Origin of the sequence: Cupriavidus laharis (genome assembly GCF_914271435.1) — a bacterium.
In the GTDB taxonomy this organism is placed as follows: domain Bacteria; phylum Pseudomonadota; class Gammaproteobacteria; order Burkholderiales; family Burkholderiaceae; genus Cupriavidus; species Cupriavidus laharis.
The window spans coordinates 51790-73012 of record NZ_CAJZAI010000004.1; the positions used below are offsets into that span (position 1 = coordinate 51790).

At 65.8% G+C, this 21223-nt stretch carries 19 protein-coding genes and 1 tRNA gene; 10 read left to right on the plus strand and 10 right to left on the minus strand.

What is annotated here, in order from left to right:
- Nucleotides 1-2: 2 nt before the first annotated feature.
- From LDO29_RS10120 to fdxA, 3 genes are all read right to left on the minus strand, one after another.
- Nucleotides 3-78, minus strand: a tRNA-Asn gene (locus LDO29_RS10120).
- A gap of 254 nt (nucleotides 79-332) precedes the next feature.
- On the minus strand, nucleotides 333-1439 hold the full coding sequence (locus LDO29_RS10125; protein ID WP_224079662.1) for an NAD(P)/FAD-dependent oxidoreductase: 1107 nt from the start codon (nucleotides 1437-1439) through the stop codon (nucleotides 333-335).
- A 74-nt stretch (nucleotides 1440-1513) separates the two neighbouring features.
- Nucleotides 1514-1837, minus strand: coding sequence for a ferredoxin FdxA (fdxA, locus tag LDO29_RS10130; RefSeq protein WP_010814656.1), 324 nt, complete (start codon nucleotides 1835-1837; stop codon nucleotides 1514-1516).
- Between the two features lie 326 nt (nucleotides 1838-2163).
- Between fdxA and LDO29_RS10135 the strand changes: the two genes are divergently transcribed.
- The 6 genes from LDO29_RS10135 to rmuC all read left to right on the plus strand — a co-directional run bounded on the left by LDO29_RS10135 (nucleotide 2164) and on the right by rmuC (nucleotide 8827).
- On the plus strand, nucleotides 2164-2715 hold the full coding sequence (locus LDO29_RS10135; RefSeq protein ID WP_224079663.1) for a hypothetical protein: 552 nt from the start codon (nucleotides 2164-2166) through the stop codon (nucleotides 2713-2715).
- A gap of 86 nt (nucleotides 2716-2801) precedes the next feature.
- The gene (pncB, locus tag LDO29_RS10140) at nucleotides 2802-3980 is read left to right on the plus strand and encodes a nicotinate phosphoribosyltransferase (protein ID WP_224079664.1); all 1179 of its coding nucleotides are present in this window, start codon (nucleotides 2802-2804) and stop codon (nucleotides 3978-3980) included.
- 98 nt (nucleotides 3981-4078) lie between these two features.
- Nucleotides 4079-4765, plus strand: a complete 687-nt coding sequence (locus LDO29_RS10145; RefSeq protein ID WP_224079665.1) for a LutC/YkgG family protein — start codon at nucleotides 4079-4081, stop codon at nucleotides 4763-4765.
- 160 nt (nucleotides 4766-4925) lie between these two features.
- Nucleotides 4926-6350 (plus strand): sodium:proton antiporter, encoded by a 1425-nt coding sequence (locus LDO29_RS10150; protein WP_224079666.1) that lies wholly within the window; start codon nucleotides 4926-4928, stop codon nucleotides 6348-6350.
- A 4-nt stretch (nucleotides 6351-6354) separates the two neighbouring features.
- Entirely contained in the window at nucleotides 6355-7350 is a 996-nt protein-coding gene (locus tag LDO29_RS10155) for a 2-hydroxyacid dehydrogenase (protein ID WP_224079667.1), read from the plus strand.
- A gap of 10 nt (nucleotides 7351-7360) precedes the next feature.
- Complete coding sequence (gene rmuC / locus LDO29_RS10160; protein ID WP_224079668.1) at nucleotides 7361-8827, plus strand: DNA recombination protein RmuC; 1467 nt, start codon at nucleotides 7361-7363, stop codon at nucleotides 8825-8827.
- Between the two features lie 39 nt (nucleotides 8828-8866).
- Here rmuC and LDO29_RS10165 read toward each other — a convergent pair whose 3' ends face one another.
- The 5 genes from LDO29_RS10165 to LDO29_RS10185 form a co-directional block, all read right to left on the minus strand.
- Nucleotides 8867-9148, minus strand: coding sequence for a hypothetical protein (locus tag LDO29_RS10165; RefSeq protein WP_224079669.1), 282 nt, complete (start codon nucleotides 9146-9148; stop codon nucleotides 8867-8869).
- A gap of 175 nt (nucleotides 9149-9323) precedes the next feature.
- Nucleotides 9324-10613 (minus strand): molybdopterin molybdotransferase MoeA, encoded by a 1290-nt coding sequence (gene moeA / locus LDO29_RS10170; RefSeq protein WP_224079670.1) that lies wholly within the window; start codon nucleotides 10611-10613, stop codon nucleotides 9324-9326.
- 15 nt (nucleotides 10614-10628) lie between these two features.
- Entirely contained in the window at nucleotides 10629-11228 is a 600-nt protein-coding gene (mobA, locus tag LDO29_RS10175; protein ID WP_224079671.1) for a molybdenum cofactor guanylyltransferase MobA, read from the minus strand.
- Between the two features lie 25 nt (nucleotides 11229-11253).
- On the minus strand, nucleotides 11254-12378 hold the full coding sequence (gene moaA, locus LDO29_RS10180; protein ID WP_224079672.1) for a GTP 3',8-cyclase MoaA: 1125 nt from the start codon (nucleotides 12376-12378) through the stop codon (nucleotides 11254-11256).
- Between the two features lie 164 nt (nucleotides 12379-12542).
- Nucleotides 12543-15614: an Rne/Rng family ribonuclease gene (locus LDO29_RS10185; RefSeq protein WP_224079673.1), complete on the minus strand. Its 3072-nt coding sequence runs from the start codon at nucleotides 15612-15614 to the stop codon at nucleotides 12543-12545.
- 770 nt (nucleotides 15615-16384) lie between these two features.
- On the opposite strand from LDO29_RS10185, the gene LDO29_RS10190 reads away from it, so the two are divergent.
- The 4 genes from LDO29_RS10190 (at nucleotide 16385) to LDO29_RS10205 (ending at nucleotide 19733) form a co-directional block, all read left to right on the plus strand.
- On the plus strand, nucleotides 16385-17446 hold the full coding sequence (locus LDO29_RS10190; RefSeq protein ID WP_224079674.1) for an RluA family pseudouridine synthase: 1062 nt from the start codon (nucleotides 16385-16387) through the stop codon (nucleotides 17444-17446).
- On the plus strand, nucleotides 17427-18086 hold the full coding sequence (locus LDO29_RS10195; protein ID WP_224079675.1) for an HAD-IA family hydrolase: 660 nt from the start codon (nucleotides 17427-17429) through the stop codon (nucleotides 18084-18086). Before LDO29_RS10190 ends, LDO29_RS10195 begins: the two co-directional genes overlap by 20 nt.
- The gene (locus LDO29_RS10200) at nucleotides 18079-18480 is read left to right on the plus strand and encodes a Rieske (2Fe-2S) protein (protein WP_224079676.1); all 402 of its coding nucleotides are present in this window, start codon (nucleotides 18079-18081) and stop codon (nucleotides 18478-18480) included. The genes LDO29_RS10195 and LDO29_RS10200 overlap by 8 nt, the downstream gene beginning before the upstream one ends.
- A 68-nt stretch (nucleotides 18481-18548) precedes the next feature.
- Entirely contained in the window at nucleotides 18549-19733 is a 1185-nt protein-coding gene (locus tag LDO29_RS10205) for a S49 family peptidase (RefSeq protein ID WP_224079677.1), read from the plus strand.
- Nucleotides 19734-19801: 68 nt separating this feature from the next.
- Here the strand turns inward: LDO29_RS10205 and LDO29_RS10210 are convergent, their stop codons facing one another.
- Both LDO29_RS10210 and LDO29_RS10215 read right to left on the minus strand, forming a co-directional pair.
- Entirely contained in the window at nucleotides 19802-20533 is a 732-nt protein-coding gene (locus LDO29_RS10210; RefSeq protein WP_224079678.1) for an SAM-dependent methyltransferase, read from the minus strand.
- A gap of 28 nt (nucleotides 20534-20561) precedes the next feature.
- Complete coding sequence (locus LDO29_RS10215; RefSeq protein ID WP_224079679.1) at nucleotides 20562-21161, minus strand: Maf-like protein; 600 nt, start codon at nucleotides 21159-21161, stop codon at nucleotides 20562-20564.
- Nucleotides 21162-21223 lie beyond the last annotated feature (62 nt).

The window sequence follows — 21223 nt, forward strand, 5'->3', positions numbered from 1 at the left end:
GTTGGCTCCCCGACCTGGGCTCGAACCAGGGACCTGCGGATTAACAGTCCGTCGCTCTACCGACTGAGCTATCGGGGAACAGCAGAGAAAGAGATTATAGTCAGCTTCTCGTTTTCTCGTCAACCCCTTTTGGCATTTTTATTTCTGCCGGCCGGGTCTGGCGAGGTGACTGGCTGCAGCGGGCTGCGCTGCGGGAGTGCCTGGCTGGCGGGCTCCGGTGCATTGCATTCAACAGCGAGGCCGAATTATAGCGACGCCTCGGCCTGCGCGCCAAAAAGAAAAAACCGCCGGAACGGCGGCTTTTTCTTCGATCGATGTTGTTCGGACCGTGATCAGTCGAACACCGGCGATTCCACGCCGAGTACCTTGTGCAGCTTCGGCGAGGTGGTGGTGTACTGCATGTGGATTTTCTTCTCTGGGAAGATATACGGTGCAGCACCGAACGCGGCCAGCGCGGCCTCGTGGAAGCCCGACAGGATCAGCTTCTTCTTGCCGGGATAGGTGTTGATGTCGCCCACCGCGAAGATGCCCGGGATATTGGTCTGGAACTTCTCGGTGTCCACCTTGATCTGCTTGCGCTCGAGGTCGAGGCCCCATTCGGCGATCGGGCCGAGCTTCGGCGACAGGCCGAAAAACACCAGCAGGTCGTCCACCGGCAGGCGGCGGGTCACGCCGTCGGCGCCGGTCACCTTGATCTCGGTGAGCACGCCGTCCTTCTCTTCATAGCCGCCGATCTGGCCGACCAGGAACTGCATTTCCATCTGTTCGCACAGTTCCTTCATCTTGGCGACCGAGGCCGGGGCGGCGCGGAAGCCGTCGCGGCGGTGGATCATCACCACGGACTCCGCCTTGCCGACCAGGTCCAGCGTCCAGTCCAGCGCCGAGTCGCCGCCACCGACGATCACCAGGTTGCGGCCGTGGAAGCGGCTCGGATCCTTGACGCGGTAGAACAGCTGCTTGCCGTCGAACTTGTCGATGCCGTCGACCTTCAGCGTACGCGGCTGGAACGAGCCCACGCCCGCGGCGATGAAGATGGTCTTGGTGATGAACCGCGTCCCGAGCGAGGTCTCGACGAAGAAGCGGCCGTCTTCACGGCGCTCCACCACGGAGACTTCCTGGCCCAGGTGGAAGGTGGGCTCGAATGGCTCGATCTGCTTGAGCAGGTTGTCGGTCAGTTCCTGACCGGTGCAGCTGGGCACGGCCGGGATGTCGTAGATGGGCTTGTCCGGATACAGCTCCACGCACTGGCCGCCGACCACCTTGAGGGAGTCGATGACGTGCGCCTTGATTTCGAGCAGGCCCAGCTCGAACACCTGGAACAGGCCGACCGGGCCGGCACCGACGATCAGTGCGTCGATTTCCAGCGGCTGGCCGCCGGCGGTGTTGCTGGCGGCAGCTTTCGTCGTGTCGGCAACGGGATTGGGAATGCTCAAGTCCATATTCGTCCTGATACGTTGTGGGCACCGGGTGCCCGGCATTGCGGAAAGCGCGTGGGGACGGCTTTCTAGTCGGTTCAGCGCTGCAGGTATTGCAGCTTGTCGGTCGCGTCCTTCCACTCCTCGGCCTCGGCCAGCGGGGCCTTGGTCTTGGTGATGGACGGCCAGTTGCGGGCCAGCTCGGCGTTCAGGTCAATGAACTGCTGCTGGTCGCCCGGGACGTCTTCCTCGGCGTAAATGGCGTTCACCGGGCATTCGGCCACGCACACCGCGCAGTCGATACACTCATCCGGGTCGATGGCCAGGAAGTTCGGGCCTTCACGGAAACAATCGACCGGACACACGTCAACGCAGTCTGTATAGCGGCAACGGATGCAGGATTCGGTGACAACGTGAGTCATTTCGGTTCCAGGAAAACAGGTCGGCTTTTGATGGGAAACTGGTTTCGGCCGCTTCTATGCCAGCGCCGGACCGGGCATTTCCGCCAGTGGCGGTATGCACGGGGCGAGCGCCTGCCGTGGCCTTTCAGAAACCGATATTGTATCCGAGCCTTCTGGCAAGGATAGCGGGTCTATATAGCTGGATCAGATAGTTTTCTTATTTCTTTATGTATATTTGATCGCGCACAGGTCTGTGCCGGGCAGGCCGGCGATGGCACGATGCCATGGTGCCGGATGCACTTGCCGCCGTCACATCGCACCGTCGGGACGATTACGAGGAGATCGCCATGCCTTGCCAGCAGCGCTTTGGTCCGTGGGATTTCGGCAGGCGGGTGCGTCGCCGCGCGCTGTCCGGGCTGCTCGGGCTTCACATGCTGGCGACCGCGTTGCCGTCCGGCGCGGGCGCGCAGACGCTGTCGGAGCATGCGATGGCCGATAGCGTGGTGTCCCGGCTGGTGGCATGGCGCATGCGCTCGGACCAGCCGGTGACGCTGGCGGCACTGACGAGCTTCGACTGGGAGAGCTTCAGCGTCACCCGGGCGCCGGCGGGAGACGCCATGGCCAGTTGCGGCCGTGCCGGGTTGCTGCCGTGCGGCCCCGAACTGCAGCCCGAAGCCGGCCAGATGGTGCAGGTGCTGACCTTCCAGCGCTCGGGACGCCAGGTCTATGCCGAGCGCATCATGGCGGAGAGCGGCGCCTTTGCCGACCCGTTGCCGGTGCATGTGCCGCGTGCCGCGGCAACGCTCATCTCCTGCCGGGCCAGCGATGGCCGTCCCTTGTGGTGTTTGCAGGGCGTCCCGACACTGCGGCGCTCGCAACCTTTTCTCGACGGCAGCTGACAGTGGGCTTTCAACCGCATGCCCGCCCGCAAGGCCGGACTTCGGTTAGCATGTGTGCCTGAACCGGCATCGCCGTCTGGCCCGTCATGATCATCCAATCCCTGCTCGACACCGACCTGTACAAGTTCACGATGATGCAGGTGGTGCTGCACCATTTCCCGCAGGCGCATGTCGAGTACCGCTTCAAGTGCCGGAACGCGGGCGTTGACCTGACTCCGTATATCGACGAGATCCACGCGGAGGTGGCGCACCTGTGCAGCCTGCGCTTCACTGAGGCGGAGCTCGATTACCTGCGCGGCATGCGCTTCATCAAGAGCGATTTCGTCGATTTCCTCGCGCTGTTCCACCTGAACCAGAAGTACGTGTCAATCACGCCAGCGCCGCAGTGCAATGGCGAAATCGAGATTGCGATCCGTGGCCCGTGGCTGCACACCATCCTGTTCGAGGTGCCGCTGCTGGCCATCGTCAACGAGGTCTATTTCCGCCGCACGCAGCCCAAGCCTGGCCTTGCCGAAGGCCGCCGCCGGCTGGCGCAGAAGCTCGCGTTGCTGCAGGCGCCGAAATATCGCGATTGCGTAATCGCGGACTACGGCACCCGCCGGCGCTTCTCGCGCGACTGGCAGGAAGAGATCCTGCTGGCGACACGCAACATGCTGGGGCCGCAACTGGCCGGCACCAGCAACGTACATTTCGCGCGCCTGCACAATATGGTGCCACTCGGCACCATGGCCCATGAGTACCTGCAGGCATGCCAGGCGCTGGGCCCGCGCCTGCGCGATTCGCAGGTCTTCGCGCTCGAGAACTGGGCGCGCGAATACCGCGGCGACCTGGGCATCGCGCTGTCGGACACCTACGGCTTCGACGCGTTCCTGCGCGACTTCGACCTGTACTTCTGCAAGCTATTCGACGGCGTGCGGCACGATTCCGGCGACCCCCTCCTGTGGGGCGAGCGGATGCTGGCACACTACGCAGCCAACCGCGTCGATCCGCTCGGCAAGACGCTGATCTTCAGCGACAGCCTCGATATCCCGCGCGTGATCGAACTGTACGAGCGCTTTCATGGCCGCTGCCGGCTGGCATTCGGCGTGGGCACGAACCTGACCAATGACCTTGGCTATACGCCGCTGCAGATCGTCATCAAGATGGTCCGCTGCAACGGGCAGCCGGTGGCCAAGCTGTCGGATACGCCGGAAAAGACCATGTGCGACGATCCCGGCTACTTGGCCTACCTGCGCCAGGTGTTCGACGTTCAGGCGCCTGCATAGCAATCTTCAACTGCTCCGGGACACGAGCGGGAGGGTGCGCCACTCTATAATGGCGTGCATTGCCCCGCATTTTCCGTGGGCGGACCACGCCAGGCCATATGGAAACCAACAACGCCCGTGACCGCATCTTTGCCCGTATCCGCGCCGCGCAAGGGCATCCGCCCAAGGTGACCAGCGGCGAGCGCGAAGCCGTTGCCGACTACCTCGCGCGCCATCCGCAAGGGCCCCGCCCGGCCGCGCGGCCGGACCGGACCGAAGCCTTCATCGAGCAGGCGCAGCGCATGGCGTCCACGGTCGATCGTGTGGCCACGCTGGCGGACGTGCCCGCCGCCGCCGCGCGCTTCCTGGGCAGCCTGAACCTGGTGCACCAGGCCGTGGCCTGGGATGCGCTCGGCACGCTCCCGTGGCAGGAAAACGGCATGACGGTGGAATGCCGGCCTCCCGTGCGCGACCCGCAGGCCGACCGTGATCACGGTGACCTGGTCGGCATCACCGGCTGCTTCTGTGCCATTGCCGAGACCGGCTCGCTGATGCTGCTGTCAGGGCCGGAGACATTTGCCTCGGCGGCGCTGTTGCCCGAGACGCATATCGCGGTGGTGCCGGTGTCGCGCATCGTCGACAGCCTGGAAGACGCCTTTGCGCTGGTGCGCAGCGAGCGTGGCCAACTGCCGCGCGCGACCAACATCATCAGCGGCCCCTCGCGAACCGGCGATATCGAGCAGACCATCGTGCTGGGCGCCCACGGGCCGTACCGCGTCCACGTCATCCTGGTTGACCAGGCCTGACTGCGTTTGCCGGCTGGTGCCGCACGTGACGCGGCGTTGCCTGAATTAAACTTGCACGTTTGCCGCGTGTGGCCATCGGCCACGTCCGTGGCCTCAGGCTGTGCGGCAAGGTTGCGCGCATTCCGCCAACGAGCATTCTTGTCCAAGGAGAGTTCATCCGATGCAACGCGTCCGCATGCTGTTGCTGCTAGTGGCCATGCTGGCCGTTTTTCCTTCGCTGGCCCATGCCGCCGACCTCGACGGTGCGGCCCTGTCAGCGTGGTGGGGGCTGCCGTTCGCCGGCATGCTGCTGTCGATCGCGTTGTTCCCATTGTTCGCGCCACGTCTCTGGCATCATCACTATGGCAAGATCGCGGCGGCCTGGAGCCTGCTGTTCCTGCTGCCGTTTGCTGTGGTGTTCGGCGTGCATGCGGCGCTGGCCGGCGCGGTGCATGCGCTGCTGGCCGAGTACATCCCGTTCATTGCGCTGATTACCGCCCTCTATATCGTTGCCGGGGGCATCTGCGTGCGTGGCAACCTGCACGGAACGCCGGGGCTCAATACCGGTATCCTTGCCCTGGGCACCGTGCTGGCGAGCCTCATGGGCACGACGGGTGCCGCGATGCTGCTGATCCGGCCACTGCTGCGTGCCAACGACAACCGCCGCCATGTGGCGCACGTGGTGGTGTTCTTCATCTTCCTTGTGGCGAATGCCGGCGGTTCACTGACGCCGCTCGGTGATCCGCCGCTGTTCCTGGGCTTCCTGCAAGGCGTGGATTTCTTCTGGACCTTGCGCAATATCCTGCCTGAGACGCTGTTCATTTGCGCGGCGCTGCTGGCCATCTTCTACCTGCTGGACCGGCACTATTACCTGAACAGGGAAGAGGAATTGCCCGCGCGCAGCGATCCCACGCCGGACACGCGCGGCATTCGCATCGAGGGCAAGTTCAACTTCGCGCTGCTGCTAGCGGTCGTCGTGCTGGTACTGATGAGCGGGCTGTGGAAGCCCGGCATCTCGTTCGACGTCTTCGGCACGGAAGTGCCGCTGCAGGCCGCGGTGCGCGACGTGCTGCTGGTGGCTGTGGCCGTCGTCTCGCTGCTGGTCACGCCGCACACTGCACGCAGCGGCAACGAGTTCAGCTGGGAGCCGATCCTGGAGGTTGGCAAGCTCTTTGCCGGCATTTTCCTGACCATCATCCCGGTCATCGCCATGCTCAAGGCGGGCACGGATGGCGCATTTGCGGCCGTGGTTCGCACCGTGAGCGATACCAGCGGCCAGCCCATCGACGGCATGTATTTCTGGGCGACCGGCCTGCTCTCGTCCTTCCTGGACAATGCGCCGACCTACCTGGTGTTCTTCAATACGGCCGGGGGCGATGCAGCCACGCTGATGACGCGCGATGCGTCCACGCTCGCGGCCATCTCGGCCGGTGCGGTATTCATGGGGGCCAATACCTATATCGGCAATGCGCCGAACCTGATGGTGAAGGCCATTGCCGAAGACCGCGGCTTGCGCATGCCTGGCTTCTTCGGCTACATGCTGTGGTCTGGCTCCATCCTCTTGCCGCTGTTCCTGGTGATGACGTTCCTCTTTTTCCATGTGTGATGCCATGAAGCCGTCTGTCCTTGTCACCCGCGCCATTTTTCCCGACGTCATCGACCATCTCGCCCGGTACTTCGACGTCGACGACAACCAGCAGGACGCCGTGCTCGACGCCGCCGCGCTCAGGGCGCGCCTGGCTGGCAAGGCCGGCGTGCTGACCAACGCTGCCGACCGCGTCGATGGCGGCCTGATCGCGGCGCTGCCGGACCTGCGCGCCGTCTGCAACATGGCGGTCGGCTACAACAACCTCGACATCCCCGCACTGACGGCGGCGGGCATCGTCGCCACCAATACGCCGGACGTGCTGACCGAGACCACGGCTGACTTCGGCTGGGCGCTGCTGATGGCGACCGCGCGCCGCGTGACCGAATCCGAGCATTACCTGCGCGATGGCAAGTGGCAGCGGTGGAGCTACGACATGCTGGTGGGCATGGATGTGTACGGCAGCACGCTGGGGATTCTCGGCATGGGGCGCATCGGCCAGGCACTGGCACGCCGCGCGGCCGGGTTTGGCATGGCCGTGCTGTACCACAACCGCAGCCAGTTGCCCGAGGCGACCGAGCGCGCGCTCAACGCGCGCTATGTGAGCAAGGCTGAATTGCTGCAGCAGTCCGATCACCTGATGCTGGTGCTGCCGTACGGACCGGAAAGCCATCATGCCATCGGCGGCGCCGAACTGAACCAGATGAAGCCGACGGCCACGCTGGTCAACCTCGCGCGCGGCGGCATTGTCGACGACGAGGCGCTCGCACAGGCGCTCAAGGCGCGCCGTATCTTTGCTGCGGGCCTCGACGTGTTCGAGGGCGAGCCGAACGTCCATCCGGATCTGCTTATCGTGCCCAACGTGGTGCTGACGCCGCACATCGCCAGCGCATCGGAACAGACGCGCCGCGCCATGGCGATGCTGGCTGCGGACAACCTGATCGCGGCGCTTGGCGCCGGTCCCAATGCCGGCCATCCGCCTTCGGTAATCAATCCCGCAGTGATGGGGCACCGCCGCTGAAGTTCTGCACATGACCTGGATTCCTTTACTGACGCTGGGCGTGGCGCTGCTGGCGCTCGTCCTGCTAGTCATTCTCCTGCTGCGTCAGCACGCGACGCCGGCCGCTGCGGGCGACCTGCCGCGCCAGCTTGCCGATGCCCGCACCGAAAACCTGCGCGGCATGGAGCGGCTCGAACGCGAACTGCGCAACGAAGTGGCCGAGGCCGCGCGCGGCAGCCGTTCGGAGTCGGCCCAGCAGATGCTGCGCTTCCAGCAGACACTGTCGTCGCAGCTCACCAGCATCGCCACGCTGCAGAACAACCAGATCGACACCTTTGCCCAGCAGCTGGCCAAGCTGACCGAATCGAATACGCAGCAGCTCGAGCATGTCCGGCAGAACCTGCTGCTGCAGGGCCAGCAGGCGCGTGACGAGCAGGCGGTGTCGCTGCGTCGTTTTGGCGATGGTCTGCAGCAGCAGCTCGCGCAGATGTCCGAAGCCAACGAGCGTCGCCTGGCCGAGGTGCGCGCCACGCTGGAGCAGAAGCTGCGCGACATCGAGGCGAACAACGCCGCCAAGCTGGACGAGATGCGGCGCACCGTCGACGAGAAGCTGCACGCCACGCTGGAGCAGCGGCTCGGCGAGTCGTTCCGGCTGGTCTCGGACCGGCTGGAGCAGGTGCATCGAGGGCTGGGCGAAATGCAGGTGCTGGCCCAGGGGGTGGGCGACCTGAAGAAGGTGCTCACCAACGTGAAGTCGCGCGGCACGTGGGGTGAAGTACAGCTCGAAATGCTGCTCGAGCAGATGCTGACGCCCGACCAGTACGACAAAAACGTGGAAACCGTGCGCAACTCGGGCGCGCGCGTGGAGTTCGCCATCCGCCTGCCCGGCAAGGATGCCGAACAAGGCGCGGTCTGGCTGCCGATCGATGCCAAGTTCCCCAAGGAGCAGTACGAGCGGCTGCTCGATGCCCAGGAGCGTGGCGACGTCGACGGCGTGGCCGCGTTTGGCCGCGAACTGGAAGTGGCGCTGCGGCGCGAGGCGCAGACCATTTCGGAGAAGTACCTCGCTCCGCCTGCCACCACCGATTTCGCCATCCTGTTCCTGCCGACGGAGGGGCTGTACGCCGAGGCGTTGCGCCGGCCTGGCCTGACCGATGGGATGCAGCGGGATTACCGCGTCACGGTAGCGGGGCCGACCACGCTGACGGCGCTGCTGAACAGCCTGCAGATGGGCTTCCGCACGCTGGCGCTGGAAAAGCGCTCGAGCGAGGTCTGGGAAGTGCTGGGCGCCGTGAAGACGGAATTCGGGAAATTCGGCGAGGTGCTAGCCAGGACGCGCGATACGCTCGAGCGCGCGGCGCGCAATATCGAACAGGCCGAGGTCCGCACGCGCCAGATGGCGCGCAAGCTGCGGACTGTCGAAGCCTTGCCTGGCGAGGCGGCACAGCAGTTGCTGGGCACCGGCGTGCCCGAAGCGGCGGAAGACGGGGGCGGCTGAGGCCGGTGGCGCGGCTGGCGCGCCGGCCCTGGAAGTGGGTCAGTGCTGCTCTTCGGGAGCCAGTTCGCGCACGTGGACTTCAATGCCGCCAAAGCGCGCGGCGACCCAGTTGTAGGCCTTGCAGGCCAGCCACAGCAGTCCGAATCCGATCAGTGCGTTCAGGATCAGCGCGGTGAACACGGTGATGCCGGGCAGGTCGCCATAGCGGACAAACGCGACAAACAGGCCCAGCGAGACGATCGGCACCGAAAAGCACAGGTAGACCAGCACCAGTGCGCGTGCGGTCTTGACCGGGTGGAGGTAGGCAATCTCCTGATTCATGACGGGGATGGCAATGGTTCTAAATCGTGCGGCAAGTGTAGCGATTGCCCGGACCCACGCATAGCCCGGCAACGGCGTGGCGTGCATTTCACCTGCCGCCAGCCGGCGGCGGCCGTCAATATGCGGCGCAAAAACGACACATTGGCGGCATGCGGGCCAGCGGCCCGCCAAGCGCTCAGACCAGCCCGTCGAACAGCATCACGTCGACCATGTCGCCGGCTCCGACCGAATCCTGCTCATGGGCCAGCACAATGAAGCAGTTCGCCTCGCTCATCGAGCGCAGGACGCCGGAGCCTTGCTGTCCGGTGACACGCACTTCCCAGCCGCCGTCCTCGCCGCGCGCCAGGATACCGCGCTGGTATTCGGTACGGCCTGGCTTCTTGCGGATGGCCTGGGCGCTGCGCACGCGCATCAGCGGCAGCGGCGGCACGCTGGCGCCCATCTGCCGGTGCAGCGCGGCCCGCACGAAATGGTAGAAGGTCACCATGACGGCCACCGGGTTGCCCGGCAGGCCGAAGAGCAGCGCGTCGCGCCCGCCCGAGGCGATGCGCCCGAACGCCATCGGCCGCCCGGGCCGCATGGCGATCTTCCAGAAGGTGACGTCACCCAGGCTGGCCATGATCTGCTTCGTGTAGTCGGCTTCGCCGACCGAGACGCCGCCAGAGGTGATGACCGCATCTGCGTTCTCGCAGGCCGAGCGGAATGCAGCTTCCAGCGCCGCGGGGTCGTCGCGCACCACGCCCATGTCGATCAGGTCGACGTTCAGGCGCCGGAGCATGCCGTGCAGGGTATAGCGGTTCGAGTCGTAGACGCAGCCCGTGTCCAGTGGCTCGCCGATCGAGCGCAGTTCATCGCCGGTGGAGAAGAATGCCACGCGCAGGCGGCGGCGTACGCGCACCTCGGCAAAACCCAGCGAGGCCAGCAAGCCCAGGTCCGCCGGCTGGATGATGCGTCCGGCCGGCAGCGCGGCCTGGCCGCGCGCCAGGTCTTCGCCGCGCAGGCGGCGGTTGTCACCGGCGCGCACCGTATCGGCGGCGAAGCGGATGCGGCCGCCGTCCGCCGACGCTTCGACAAACTCCTGGGGCACCACGGTGTCACAGCCTTCGGGCATGACCGCGCCGGTCATGATGCGCACGGCCTGGCCTGCGCCCGGCTGGCTGCTGGCGTCGCCACCCGCGAATGCGGTGCCGGCGACTTCGAGTTCCACATGTCCGGCATTGGCGGACTGCAGCGCGCTGCTTGCGAAGGCGTAGCCGTCCATCGCCGAGTTGTCGTGGGCCGGTACGTCGATCGGCGAGACGATGTCCTCGGCCAGCACACGGTCCAGCGCGCTGCGGATGGGCACCTGCTCGACGCCGCGCACCGGCTCCACCACCTCGCCGATGATGCGGTTGGCGTGGGCCACGGGCAGGGCGGTGGGGTCGTAGTCCGACAGGCAGGAAATAACGGATTGCAGGGATGGCATGGTGGGAACGGGCCTTTAGCCGGCTTCGTGCGCGCGCAGCTCGTCGAGGGTGTTGATATTGGCAAAGGCGCCGGCGTCATCGAACAGGACTTCTGCGAGCCGGTGCGAGGCAGCCCAGGTTTCGATCTTGCGTCCGCCGCCATTCAGGTAGGCGAGCAGGCTGTCCAGCATGCTGACCGGCATCAGGCAAAAGACCGGCTGGAGCTGGCGGCGGCCGTCCGCATCGACCGTGACCGGGATCGCCAGCTCGGCGCCTTCGGCTTCGATCGCGTCGGCGAGCCGCTGCACCAGATCGGTGGGCAGGAACGGCGAATCGCACGGCGCGGTGACCATCCAGCCGGTGGGGCATTGCTCGAGCCCGGCCAGCATGCCGGCCAGCGGGCCGGCAAAGTCGGGCACCGAATCGGTCACTACCGGCACGCCGAACGACTCGTAGGCCGACAGGTTCCGGTTCGCGTTGATCATCAGCGCGCCGGTTTGTGGCGTCAGCCGCATCATAGTGTGCATGGCCATGGGCGTACCGCGCAAGGGCTGGAGACCCTTGTCCGTGCCGCCCATGCGGCTGCCCCTGCCGCCTGCCAGGATCAGGCCGGTAATGTCGTCGCGTGCAATCATCGGAAAGATTGGGTTCGGCGCGATGTCATCCGCCGATGTATGACATTTCGATCTTGCGTTCGGCGCGGGCCTGCCGCACCGCGGGGTTGCTGCGCTGCTCGGAGTAGTTGTCGGTGCGGCCCTGCCAGACCTGCGCGATGGCATTCGAAACCTGCAGGTCGCTGTAGCCGCCACGCAGCAGGGCGCGCAGGTCATAGCCCTCGGTCGCGAACAGGCACAGGTAGAGTCGGCCTTCCGTCGACAGCCGGATGCGGCTGCAGTCGCCGCAGAAGGCGTGCGTCACGCTGGAGATCACGCCGATTTCTCCACTGCCGTCGCGGTAGCGCCAGCGCTCAGCGGTCTCGCCGGCGTAGTTGGCCTGCACCGGCTCCAGCGGAAAGACTTCGTCGATGCGGCGCACGACTTCCGTGGATGGCAGCACTTCGTCCATCTGCCAGTGGTTGCTGGCGCCGACATCCATGAATTCGATGTAGCGCACGATGATGCCGCTGCCGCGGAAATGGCGGGCCATCGGCACGATTTCGGCATCGTTGGTGCCGCGCTTGACCACCATGTTGACCTTGATCGGTGCGAGCCCCACGGCCTGCGCGGTCTCGATGCCGTGCAGCACGTCGGCCACGGCGAAGTCCACGTCGTTCATGCGGCGGAAGGTGGCATCGTCCATGGCGTCGAGGCTCACGCTTACGCGGCTCAGGCCGGCATCGCGCAGCGACTGCGCCTTGCGCGCGAGCAGTGATGCATTGGTGGTCAACGTCAGGTCCAGCGGCTTGCCGGAGGCGGTCTCGATACGCGCCAGCATTTCCACCAACTTCTCGATGTTCTTGCGCAACAGCGGCTCGCCACCGGTCAGGCGGATCTTCTCTACGCCCAGGCTGACGAACAGGCGCGCCGTGCGCTCGATTTCCTCGAAGCTCAGCAGCTCCGAATGCGGCAGGAAGGTGTAGTCCTTGTCGAAGACTTCCTTCGGCATGCAATACACGCAGCGGAAGTTACAGCGGTCCGTCACCGAGATGCGCAGGTCATGCAGCGGGCGCGCCCGGGTATCGGCGACCAGCCCGGAAGGCTCAAGCAGCGTTTCGGGGATGCTGGGCGTCATCGAGCGGTAGCGATGATCGCGCAGGTCGAAGATGGGAATGACGGTTTCGGTCATGGCCTGTCGATGGGCGATGCTTCCGGAGAGCAGGGCTCGGGGGATCGGATGCATTCTGGTGTCATTCTAGCTGAGGCCGGCTGCCGGCATCCGGATTGACCATGCATGAAAAAGGGGACGGCCTGGCCGTCCCCTTCGATCCCTGCTGGCAGGAAATGTGGCGCTTACTGCTGTGCGGCCATCTCGACCTCGCGGCCGCCGGTCTCGACCAGGATCATCGGGCCTTGCGGCAACGGCGGTAGCGGCTTGCGCTCACGCGGCACGCGCGGCGCGGGCACGATGCGTGCGGCGGCCTCCTGGGCTGCGCGCAGCTTCTCGCTGTCCGTGCTGACCCACTCCAGGCCTGCCGTGGCCAGCATCGGCTGCAGGCCTTCCAGCGACAGGGCGGACGGGCTGGTCACTGCAGCGGGTGCTGCCACTGCGGGTGCGGCGGCGGTTGCCGCCGTTGCTTCAACCGCCGCGGGCTCGACCGCGGCCAGCACGACTGGCGTGGCCGGCTCGGCTTGCGGAGCCGGTACCGGCTCGACGGCTGCAGCCACGGGTTGGGCGACGGCGGGCGCCGGCGCAACGTCGGCAGCCGGAGCTTCGGCAACCACGGGTGGCGGCGTCTGCGTCACAACCGGTTCGGCTGCGACTTCGGTCACGGTGGCGGTAACAGCCTCGACGGCCTGGGCCGGTGCCTCAGCGGCCAGCGCAACGGCTTCCGCTTCACGCACCTCGGCTACCGGAGCAGCGGCCGGAACCGGCGCGGGGATGGCCTCGGCGGCAACGGCTTCCGTAGCGTCGGCGACGACGTCCGCGGACGCGGCGGCCTCGGCGTCATCCTGCGTGGCCTGCACCGAATCGTCGCGCTCGCGGCGATAGCGGTTGCGGCCGCGGCGGTTGCGGCGGCGGCGTTCCTCGCCTTCGCCGCCTTCGGTTGCAGCTTCAGCGCCTTCCGGCAGTTCGGCGCGCGCGGTGGCCTGGGTGTCTTCGAAGGCTGCCTGCGGCAGGCTGGCGGCCGCCTGGATGGCGGCTACCGCTTCAGCCGGTGCGGCTTCGCCGGCTTCGGCTTCACGCGCTTCGCCACGGTCACGCTGGCGCTCGCGCTGCCGTTCGCGGCGCTCCTGGTTGCGGTCGCGACGGCCTTCCTGGCGGGCTTCGGCGCGTTCGCCTTGTGCTGCGTCGGTCTGGCGGGCCACTGCCGGGGTACCCTGGGCATCACCCTGGCGTGGCTGACGGCCTTGACGTTCGCCGCGCTGCTCGCGTTGTTCGGTGCGCTCGCCGTTCTGGCGCTCGGCGCGCTCGCCGCGCGGGCCGCGTTCGCCACGCTGCCGCTCACCGCGCTCGGTGCGTTCACCCCGTTCACCGCGCTCGCCACGTTCACCACGCTGGCCCTGGCCGCGGCCTTCGCCGCGTTGGCCACGCTCGCGACGCCCATCGGTACTGCGCGCTTCGCTGGTGACAGGCTTGGCCGGCTCGACGACCACCGGCGCTGCCGGGCGGGCACCGAACAGACCCTTCAGCCAAGCGATGAAACCGCCACCTTCCACAGGCTTGGTCGCCGGTACGGGCGGGGCCACGGGAGCGGCCTCCGGACGCGGCGCGCGCTCGGGGCGCGGCACCGACACGGGCGCCGGCTGTTCCGGCGTGATGCCCTTGACCGCGGCTTCCTGGCGCGGCTTGGCGTCTTCCTTCTTGCGGCTGCTGTAGCTCGTGTCCGCCTCCAGTTCCTTGGCGGCGGCTTCGGCCATGCGGTAGCTGGCCATGCCTTCTTCCAGACGCGGATCGTCGTGGCGCAGGCGCTCCAGCTTGTAGTGCGGCGTCTCCAGGTGCTTGTTCGGGATCAGCAGCACGTTGACCTTGAAGCGCAGTTCGATCAGGTTGATTTCCTGGCGCTTCTCGTTCAGCAGGAAGGCGGCGACCTCCACCGGCACCTGGCAGTGGATGGCGGCGGTGTTTTCCTTCATCGCCTCTTCCTGGATGATGCGCAGCACCTGCAGGGCGGACGATTCGGTATCGCGGATGTGGCCCGTGCCGTTGCAGCGCGGGCAAGTGATGTGCGAGCCCTCCGACAGCGATGGGCGCAGGCGTTGGCGCGACAGCTCCATCAGGCCGAAACGGCTGATCTTGCCCATCTGTACGCGCGCGCGGTCGTGGCGCAGTGCGTCCTTCAGGCGGGTTTCGACGTCCTTCTGGGCCTTGCCGGACTCCATGTCGATGAAGTCGATCACGATCAGGCCGCCCAGGTCGCGCAGGCGCAGCTGGCGCGCGATTTCGTCGGCGGCTTCGAGGTTGGTGCGCAGCGCGGTTTCCTCGATGTCGGCGCCCTTGGTGGCGCGTGCCGAGTTCACGTCGACGGAAACCAGTGCCTCGGTGTGGTCGATCACGATGGCGCCGCCCGACGGCAGCATGACCATGCGCGAGTAGGCCGATTCGATCTGGTGTTCGATCTGGAAGCGCGAGAAGAGGGGCACGTCGTCCCGGTACTTCTTCACGCGGTTCATGTTGTCAGGCATCACCACGCTCATGAAGGCGCGGGCCTGTTCGTAGATCTCGTCGGTGTCGATCAGGATTTCGCCGATATCCGGCTGGAAGTAGTCGCGGATGGCGCGGATGACCAGGCTCGATTCCAGGTAGATCAGCAGCGGGGCCTTGTTGTCGCCGGCGGCGCCGTCGATGGCCTTCCACAGTTGCAGCAGGTAGTTCAGGTCCCACTGCAGTTCTTCTGCCGAGCGGCCGATGCCCGCGGTACGGGCGATGATGCTCATGCCGTCCGGTACCTGCAGCTGCGCCATGGTCTCGCGCAGTTCCTGGCGGTCCTCGCCCTCGATGCGGCGCGACACGCCGCCGCCGCGCGGGTTGTTGGGCATCAGCACCAGGTAGCGGCCGGCCAGCGAGATGAAGGTGGTCAGGGCCGCGCCCTTGTTGCCGCGCTCTTCCTTCTCGACCTGGACGATCAGTTCCTGGCCTTCGTGCAGGGCGTCCTGGATGCGCGCATTGCGCACGTCGACGCCTTCCTTGAAGTAGGCGCGGGCCACTTCCTTGAACGGCAGGAAGCCGTGGCGCTCTTCGCCGTAATTGACGAAGCAGGCTTCCAGCGACGGTTCGATGCGGGTAATGACACCCTTGTAGATGTTGCCCTTGCGCTGTTCGCGCCCGGCGGTTTCGATGTCGATATCGATCAGTTTCTGACCGTCGACGATGGCGACGCGCAACTCCTCCTGTTGCGTCGCGTTGAACAGCATGCGTTTCATCGCAATACCTCACTCCAGTGTCGCGGATGGCACCGTCAGGCGGTGTCCGCGGCGATCGATGAAGCACGCAAGGGAGCGAAGCGAGGCGCGAGAATTGCCGAAAAGCGCCGGTTTGCGTCGGAACGCAGCCGGCTGGGCGCGGGTGAAAGAAAGGCGACGACGCCTGCGAGGACGTCCGCATGGCGGGAGAGAGCGCCGGCTGCTGCTCTTGTCGCAGAAATCCGGCGCGTTCCCGAATGCCGGTGGCGATGCGGGGCCGGCACAACCGGCGCCGGCGACATCGCGGCCGGCCACGGAAGGCCTGGGCGCGTCAAAGAGCAAGTTTTTCGGACACGGCTCAGCGATTTGCCACCTGACATCTCCTGGCGGGCGCACCTACTACTTCTTGGAGTTCTGCGACCGGGCGCCGGTATTTCTAGTCAAGTGGCAGGCACCGCCTGCCGGCCGGCACCGTTTCCCGGTGCGGCGGGACTTTCTCTCACCGAAGCGGATGCCACGTGGCATCCGCCTTCAAATTCTGTATTACCTGAACACTTTGTTCCCACGTAATTGCCGGTCTTGCCGAAGCCACCTATGGGCGACTTCCTGCGCGCCGGCAATCGCGCGCGTGCTGCTTTGCCGCCATTTGCCCGTCTGGCGCTTGCGGGTTACGCGAATAAGCGGGAGACGGAAGGGCTGGCGGCAACCCCAAGTGTAAAATGCGATAAATCGCCTACACAGGTCTTGCGCTGCCGGTCATTGGCCGGAACAGCGAGGAAATTATATTGAAAATGAATGAGTTACGCCATCAAATTGAAACAGGGGCACAGTCCGCGCCGGCAGGTCCCCAGGTGGCGTATGTCACGATTGACGAAGGCGCCGAGGGGCAGCGTATCGACAACTTCCTGCTGAAGGTGTCCAAGGGAGTGCCGAAGAGCCATATCTATCGGGTGCTGCGTTCCGGCGAAGTACGTGTCAACAAGGGACGGGTCGATGCCACCTACCGCCTGCAGATTGGTGACGTGGTACGCATTCCGCCGATGCGGGTGGCGGAACCTTCACAGGCAGCAGGGCGGCAAACCGTACCGGCGGCCGATTTTCCGGTGCTGTTCGAGGATGCGCATCTGCTCATCATCAACAAGCCTGCCGGCGTGGCCGTCCACGGCGGTTCCGGGGTCGCTTTCGGCGTCATCGAGCAACTGCGCAAGGCGCGGCCGCAAGCCAAGTTCCTCGAACTGGTCCACCGGCTGGATCGGGAGACGTCCGGCATCCTGGTGCTGGCCAAGAAGCGCTCGGCGCTGGTCGACCTGCATGAGCAGATCCGTGGCAACAGTATGGACAAGCGCTACTTTGCCTGTGTGGCTGGGGAGTTCCCGAACAATCGCCAGCACGTCCGGCTGCCACTATATAAGTACAGCACGCCGGACGGCGAGCGCCGTGTCCGCGTACAGGCGGACGGCCTGGCGTCGCACACGGTATTCAGCCGGGTCGAGGCGTTTCCCGGCTTCACGCTGCTCGAGGCCGAGTTGAAGACCGGTCGCACGCACCAGATCCGCGTGCACCTGGCGCATTCCGGCTTTCCCATCGTCGGCGATGAAAAGTACGGCGACTTCGCGCTCAACAAGCAGCTGGCGCGGGCCGGGGCACGGCCTGGGCTCAAGCGCATGTTCCTGCACGCCCACAAGCTGACGTTTATCCACCCGGCTACCGGCGAACCGCTCGTCGTCGAGGCGCCACTGCCGGATGAATGCACCGGATTCCTGCAACAATTGCGCAGCCAGAGAAACCAGGGCGCCCCGGAGCCGGGCGCCCGCCAAGCCAACAAGGAAACCAATGGCCAGGCAACGATTTGACCTGATCGTGTTCGACTGGGACGGAACCCTGATGGATTCCACCCCGACCATCGCAAAGTGCATCCAGTTGGCCAGCCGGGACCTGGGGCTGCCCGTGCCTGACGACAGCGCCGCCAGCCATGTCATCGGCCTTGGCCTGAAAGATGCGCTCTCCTACGCCGTCCCGACTCTGGATCCGGCCGACTATCCTCGTCTTGCCGAGCGTTATCGCTACCATTTCCTCACCCGCGATGCCGAACTGGTGCTGTTCGATGGCGTGCGCGAAATGCTCGAGGCCTTGCACGGGGAGCACTATTTCCTCGGCGTGGCGACAGGCAAGACCCGCGTCGGCCTGCAGCGCGCGCTGGCCGCCAGCGGCCTGACACAGCTGTTCGATGCCACGCGCTGCGCGGACGAGACTTTTTCCAAGCCGCATCCGGCCATGTTGCAGGAACTGACCCGCGAACTGGGCCAGGACATGGACCGTACCGTCATGATCGGCGATACGACGCACGACCTGCAGATGGCCGCCAATGCCGGCGCCTGCGGCATTGGTGTGTCGTATGGTGCGCACCCCGAGGACTCCCTGCGCGCAATGATGCCAGTCCACTGCGCGGGTTCGATCGGCGACCTGACGGAATGGTTGCTGGCCAATGCCTGAGGCCAGCGTCGACGGCATGACCGCGCAGTTCCTGTGTCCCGCCGAGGCGCTGATCGACGGCGGGACCGGCGTGCGCTTCACGGTCGAGCTCAATGCGCGCCAGGTGGGCGCCTTCGCTGTGCGTTTTGACGGCGTCGTGCACGGCTACCTGAACCAGTGCGCCCACGTGCCCATGGAGCTGGACTGGCAGGAGGGGCGGTTTTTCGAGTCCTCGGGCCTATACTTGATCTGTGCGACACATGGGGCCATGTATGAGCCCGACAGCGGACAGTGCGTCGGTGGTCCCTGCCGGGGCGCGGCACTGGCCAAGTTGCGCATCGAAGAGCGGGACGGCAAGGTATTCTGGGTGCCTGAAGCGCCATACCGTCCTGTGGAGCAGGCGGTCAATGCGTAAACGGACCGCAAACGGACCGCGGCCGCGTCGCGGCAGCCCTTCCAAGAGCCTTTCCACGAGCCACTTGCATGACAGAACAACAGAAACCGCCTTTGGGCGAATCGGGTCAGCCGGATGAACAAGAGGGCGCCAGCCCTGCTGCAGCGCCGGGTCCGGCCAGCAGCGCTGGCGGGGCGGAACGCCTTGAGACCGCCCGGAAGGCGGACTATCCGCTCGAGCGCGAACTGCGTGCCTCCGATGATGCGGCGCGCCGCGAGGCCGGCGAGCGCAAGGCGCGCATAGAGGGCGGCAAGGGCAGCGGTCCGGTCGGCGGTGGCGCGGGCTGGGAGCGCGACGTGCTCGAAAAGGTGCTGATGGCGACGCTGCGCGAACAGCGCGCCGCCCGCCGCTGGCGCATCTTCTTCCGTTTCGCTGGGCTGGCCGTGTTGCTCGTGATCTTCCTCGCCGTGTTCGATTTCAAGGGCGACAGTGCCATCGGCACCGGCAAGCATACCGCCATGGTCTCGCTCGATGGCGAGATCGCGGCGGGAACCCCGGCCAGCGCGGAATCGATCAACGCATCACTGCAGGCGGCCTTTGCCGACAGCAATGCGGCCGGCGTGATCCTCAAGATCAACTCGCCCGGCGGCTCGCCGGTGCAGGCCGGCATCATCAATGACGAGATCCATCGCCTGCGCACGCTGTACCCGTCCAAGCCGTTCTATGTGGTGGTGGAAGAAATCTGCGCGTCTGGCGGCTATTACGTAGCCGCCGCTGCGGACAAGATCTACGTCGACAAGGCCAGCATCGTCGGGTCCATCGGTGTGCTGATGGACGGCTTCGGTTTTACGGGCCTGATGGACAAGATCGGCGTGGAGCGCCGCCTGTACACCTCCGGCGCCAACAAGGGCATGCTGGATCCGTTCTCCCCGCAGGTGCCCAGGCAGAAGGCCTACGCCGAGGCGATGCTCAAGGAGATCCACCAGCAGTTCATCGATGTGGTGAAGGAAGGGCGCGGCGACCGCCTCAAGAACGACCCCGAGCTGTTTTCGGGCCTGTTCTGGTCGGGAGAGCGTAGTGTCGAACTGGGCCTGGCCGATGGCTTGGGGAATGCCGACTATGTGGCACGCGACCTGTTCAAGGCCGAGGACATCGTCGATTACACGGTCAAGGAGAACATTGCCGAGCGCGTGGCCAAGCGCTTTGGCGCAGCAGTGGGCACGGCGGCCATGAAAACAATGCTCTGGAGCACGGGGCTGCGGGGCATGCGATAAGAGAGGGCTCCCCGGGGCGGTCATTATCTGCCGGGGAGCCTGAGTTTCCTTCCCGCTTCGGCGGCGTTTCAGTCGGCGAGCAAGGAAAAGATGGCAGGGCGCTTGTGCAGGTCCAGCCGGTCCGGTCGCCATTGCGAAAGCGGCAGCGTGACGATGGTCTCGGTTGGCAGCGTGAGATCCACTGCCACGGAGAGCAGCGTCGTGCCGGAGCAATGCTGGCGCAGCGCGTCGAGCAGGGCGCCGTTGCGGTACGGCGTTTCAATCCAGACCTGGGTCTGGCGGAACTTGCGCGAGTGCTGTTCCAGTTCGCGCAGACGCTTTGCGCGCTCGTCGGGATCCACCGGCAGATAGCCGTTGAATGCAAAACTCTGGCCGTTCAGCCCCGATCCCATCACGGCGAGCAGGATCGAGCTCGGTCCGACCATCGGACGCACGCGAATGCCACGGCCGTGGGCCAGCCGCACGAGTTCGGCGCCGGGGTCCGCCACGGCGGGCACGCCGGCTTCGGACAACAGGCCACCGTCGCGTCCCGCAGCCAGCGGGGCGAGCAAGTCGGCCAGTGCCTCAGCGCGGGTATTGACGTTCAGTTCGCGGATCTCGATCTGCTGGATCGGCCGCGCGAGCGGGCACGTTTCGCCCAGCTTCTTGAGGAAGGCACGCGCGGTCTTGGCGTTTTCCGCCACAAGGTAGTCCAGTCGCGCAGCGATCTGCTGGACGCCCGCCGGGATGACATCGGGCAGCGGATCGGCTTCGTCGCGCTTGCCCAGGGTGTTGGGGATCAGGTAAAGGATGCCGCTCATCGTCTCATCGTATTCGCACTCGTACCGCTCATGCGGCAAAGAGGGGGTAGCCGGCCTGGCGCAGCATCGCCGTCAGCGCGATCAGCGGCAGGCCGACCAGCGCGGTCGGGTCATCCGACTCCACGCGCGACAGCAGTGCGATGCCCAGGCCTTCCGACTTGGCGCTGCCGGCGACATCGTACGGCTTTTCCAGGTGCAGGTAGGCATCGATCTCGGCATCGCTGAGGTCGCGCATGGTGACATGCGTCTGCACGTCGGCAAGTTGCGACTGGCCGGTGCGTCCGTCGAGCAGGCAGAGCGCGGAATGGAAGGTGGCGGTACGTCCGCGCATCCGCTGCAACTGCTCGCGTGCCTTGTCATGGGAGCCCGGCTTGCCCATCTGTCGGCCATCCAGCGTCAGCACCTGGTCCGACCCGATGACCAGGGCAGCAGGGTGGCGCTGCGCGATGGCCTGAGCTTTATTCAGCGACAGGCGCAATGCGGTGGCCTCGGGCGTTTCGCCGTCCAGCGGGGTTTCGTCGATATCGGGCACCGCCACCTCGAAAGGCAGGCGCAGCCGCTCCAGCAACTCGCGCCGATAGGGCGAACTGGAGCCCAGGATCAGTCTGGGAAGCGGTTGTGAACTCATAAGTGATTGAAGCGGAACAGGAATTCAAGGGTCTGAGCACGCAAGGCCTTTGACCGAGGAGT

What these genes read in the sequence shown, in the direction of transcription:
- LDO29_RS10125 (WP_224079662.1), bottom strand. Translation starts at nt 1,439, where the DNA reads ATGGACTTGAGCATTCCCAATCCCGTTGCCGACACGACGAAAGCTGCC.
- fdxA (WP_010814656.1), bottom strand. Translation starts at nt 1,837, where the DNA reads ATGACTCACGTTGTCACCGAATCCTGCATCCGTTGCCGCTATACAGAC.
- LDO29_RS10135 (WP_224079663.1), top strand. Translation starts at nt 2,164, where the DNA reads ATGCCTTGCCAGCAGCGCTTTGGTCCGTGGGATTTCGGCAGGCGGGTG.
- pncB (WP_224079664.1), top strand. Translation starts at nt 2,802, where the DNA reads ATGATCATCCAATCCCTGCTCGACACCGACCTGTACAAGTTCACGATG.
- LDO29_RS10145 (WP_224079665.1), top strand. Translation starts at nt 4,079, where the DNA reads ATGGAAACCAACAACGCCCGTGACCGCATCTTTGCCCGTATCCGCGCC.
- LDO29_RS10150 (WP_224079666.1), top strand. Translation starts at nt 4,926, where the DNA reads ATGCAACGCGTCCGCATGCTGTTGCTGCTAGTGGCCATGCTGGCCGTT.
- LDO29_RS10155 (WP_224079667.1), top strand. Translation starts at nt 6,355, where the DNA reads ATGAAGCCGTCTGTCCTTGTCACCCGCGCCATTTTTCCCGACGTCATC.
- rmuC (WP_224079668.1), top strand. Translation starts at nt 7,361, where the DNA reads ATGACCTGGATTCCTTTACTGACGCTGGGCGTGGCGCTGCTGGCGCTC.
- LDO29_RS10165 (WP_224079669.1), bottom strand. Translation starts at nt 9,148, where the DNA reads ATGAATCAGGAGATTGCCTACCTCCACCCGGTCAAGACCGCACGCGCA.
- moeA (WP_224079670.1), bottom strand. Translation starts at nt 10,613, where the DNA reads ATGCCATCCCTGCAATCCGTTATTTCCTGCCTGTCGGACTACGACCCC.
- mobA (WP_224079671.1), bottom strand. Translation starts at nt 11,228, where the DNA reads ATGATTGCACGCGACGACATTACCGGCCTGATCCTGGCAGGCGGCAGG.
- moaA (WP_224079672.1), bottom strand. Translation starts at nt 12,378, where the DNA reads ATGACCGAAACCGTCATTCCCATCTTCGACCTGCGCGATCATCGCTAC.
- LDO29_RS10185 (WP_224079673.1), bottom strand. Translation starts at nt 15,614, where the DNA reads ATGAAACGCATGCTGTTCAACGCGACGCAACAGGAGGAGTTGCGCGTC.
- LDO29_RS10190 (WP_224079674.1), top strand. Translation starts at nt 16,385, where the DNA reads ATGAATGAGTTACGCCATCAAATTGAAACAGGGGCACAGTCCGCGCCG.
- LDO29_RS10195 (WP_224079675.1), top strand. Translation starts at nt 17,427, where the DNA reads ATGGCCAGGCAACGATTTGACCTGATCGTGTTCGACTGGGACGGAACC.
- LDO29_RS10200 (WP_224079676.1), top strand. Translation starts at nt 18,079, where the DNA reads ATGCCTGAGGCCAGCGTCGACGGCATGACCGCGCAGTTCCTGTGTCCC.
- LDO29_RS10205 (WP_224079677.1), top strand. Translation starts at nt 18,549, where the DNA reads ATGACAGAACAACAGAAACCGCCTTTGGGCGAATCGGGTCAGCCGGAT.
- LDO29_RS10210 (WP_224079678.1), bottom strand. Translation starts at nt 20,533, where the DNA reads ATGAGCGGCATCCTTTACCTGATCCCCAACACCCTGGGCAAGCGCGAC.
- LDO29_RS10215 (WP_224079679.1), bottom strand. Translation starts at nt 21,161, where the DNA reads ATGAGTTCACAACCGCTTCCCAGACTGATCCTGGGCTCCAGTTCGCCC.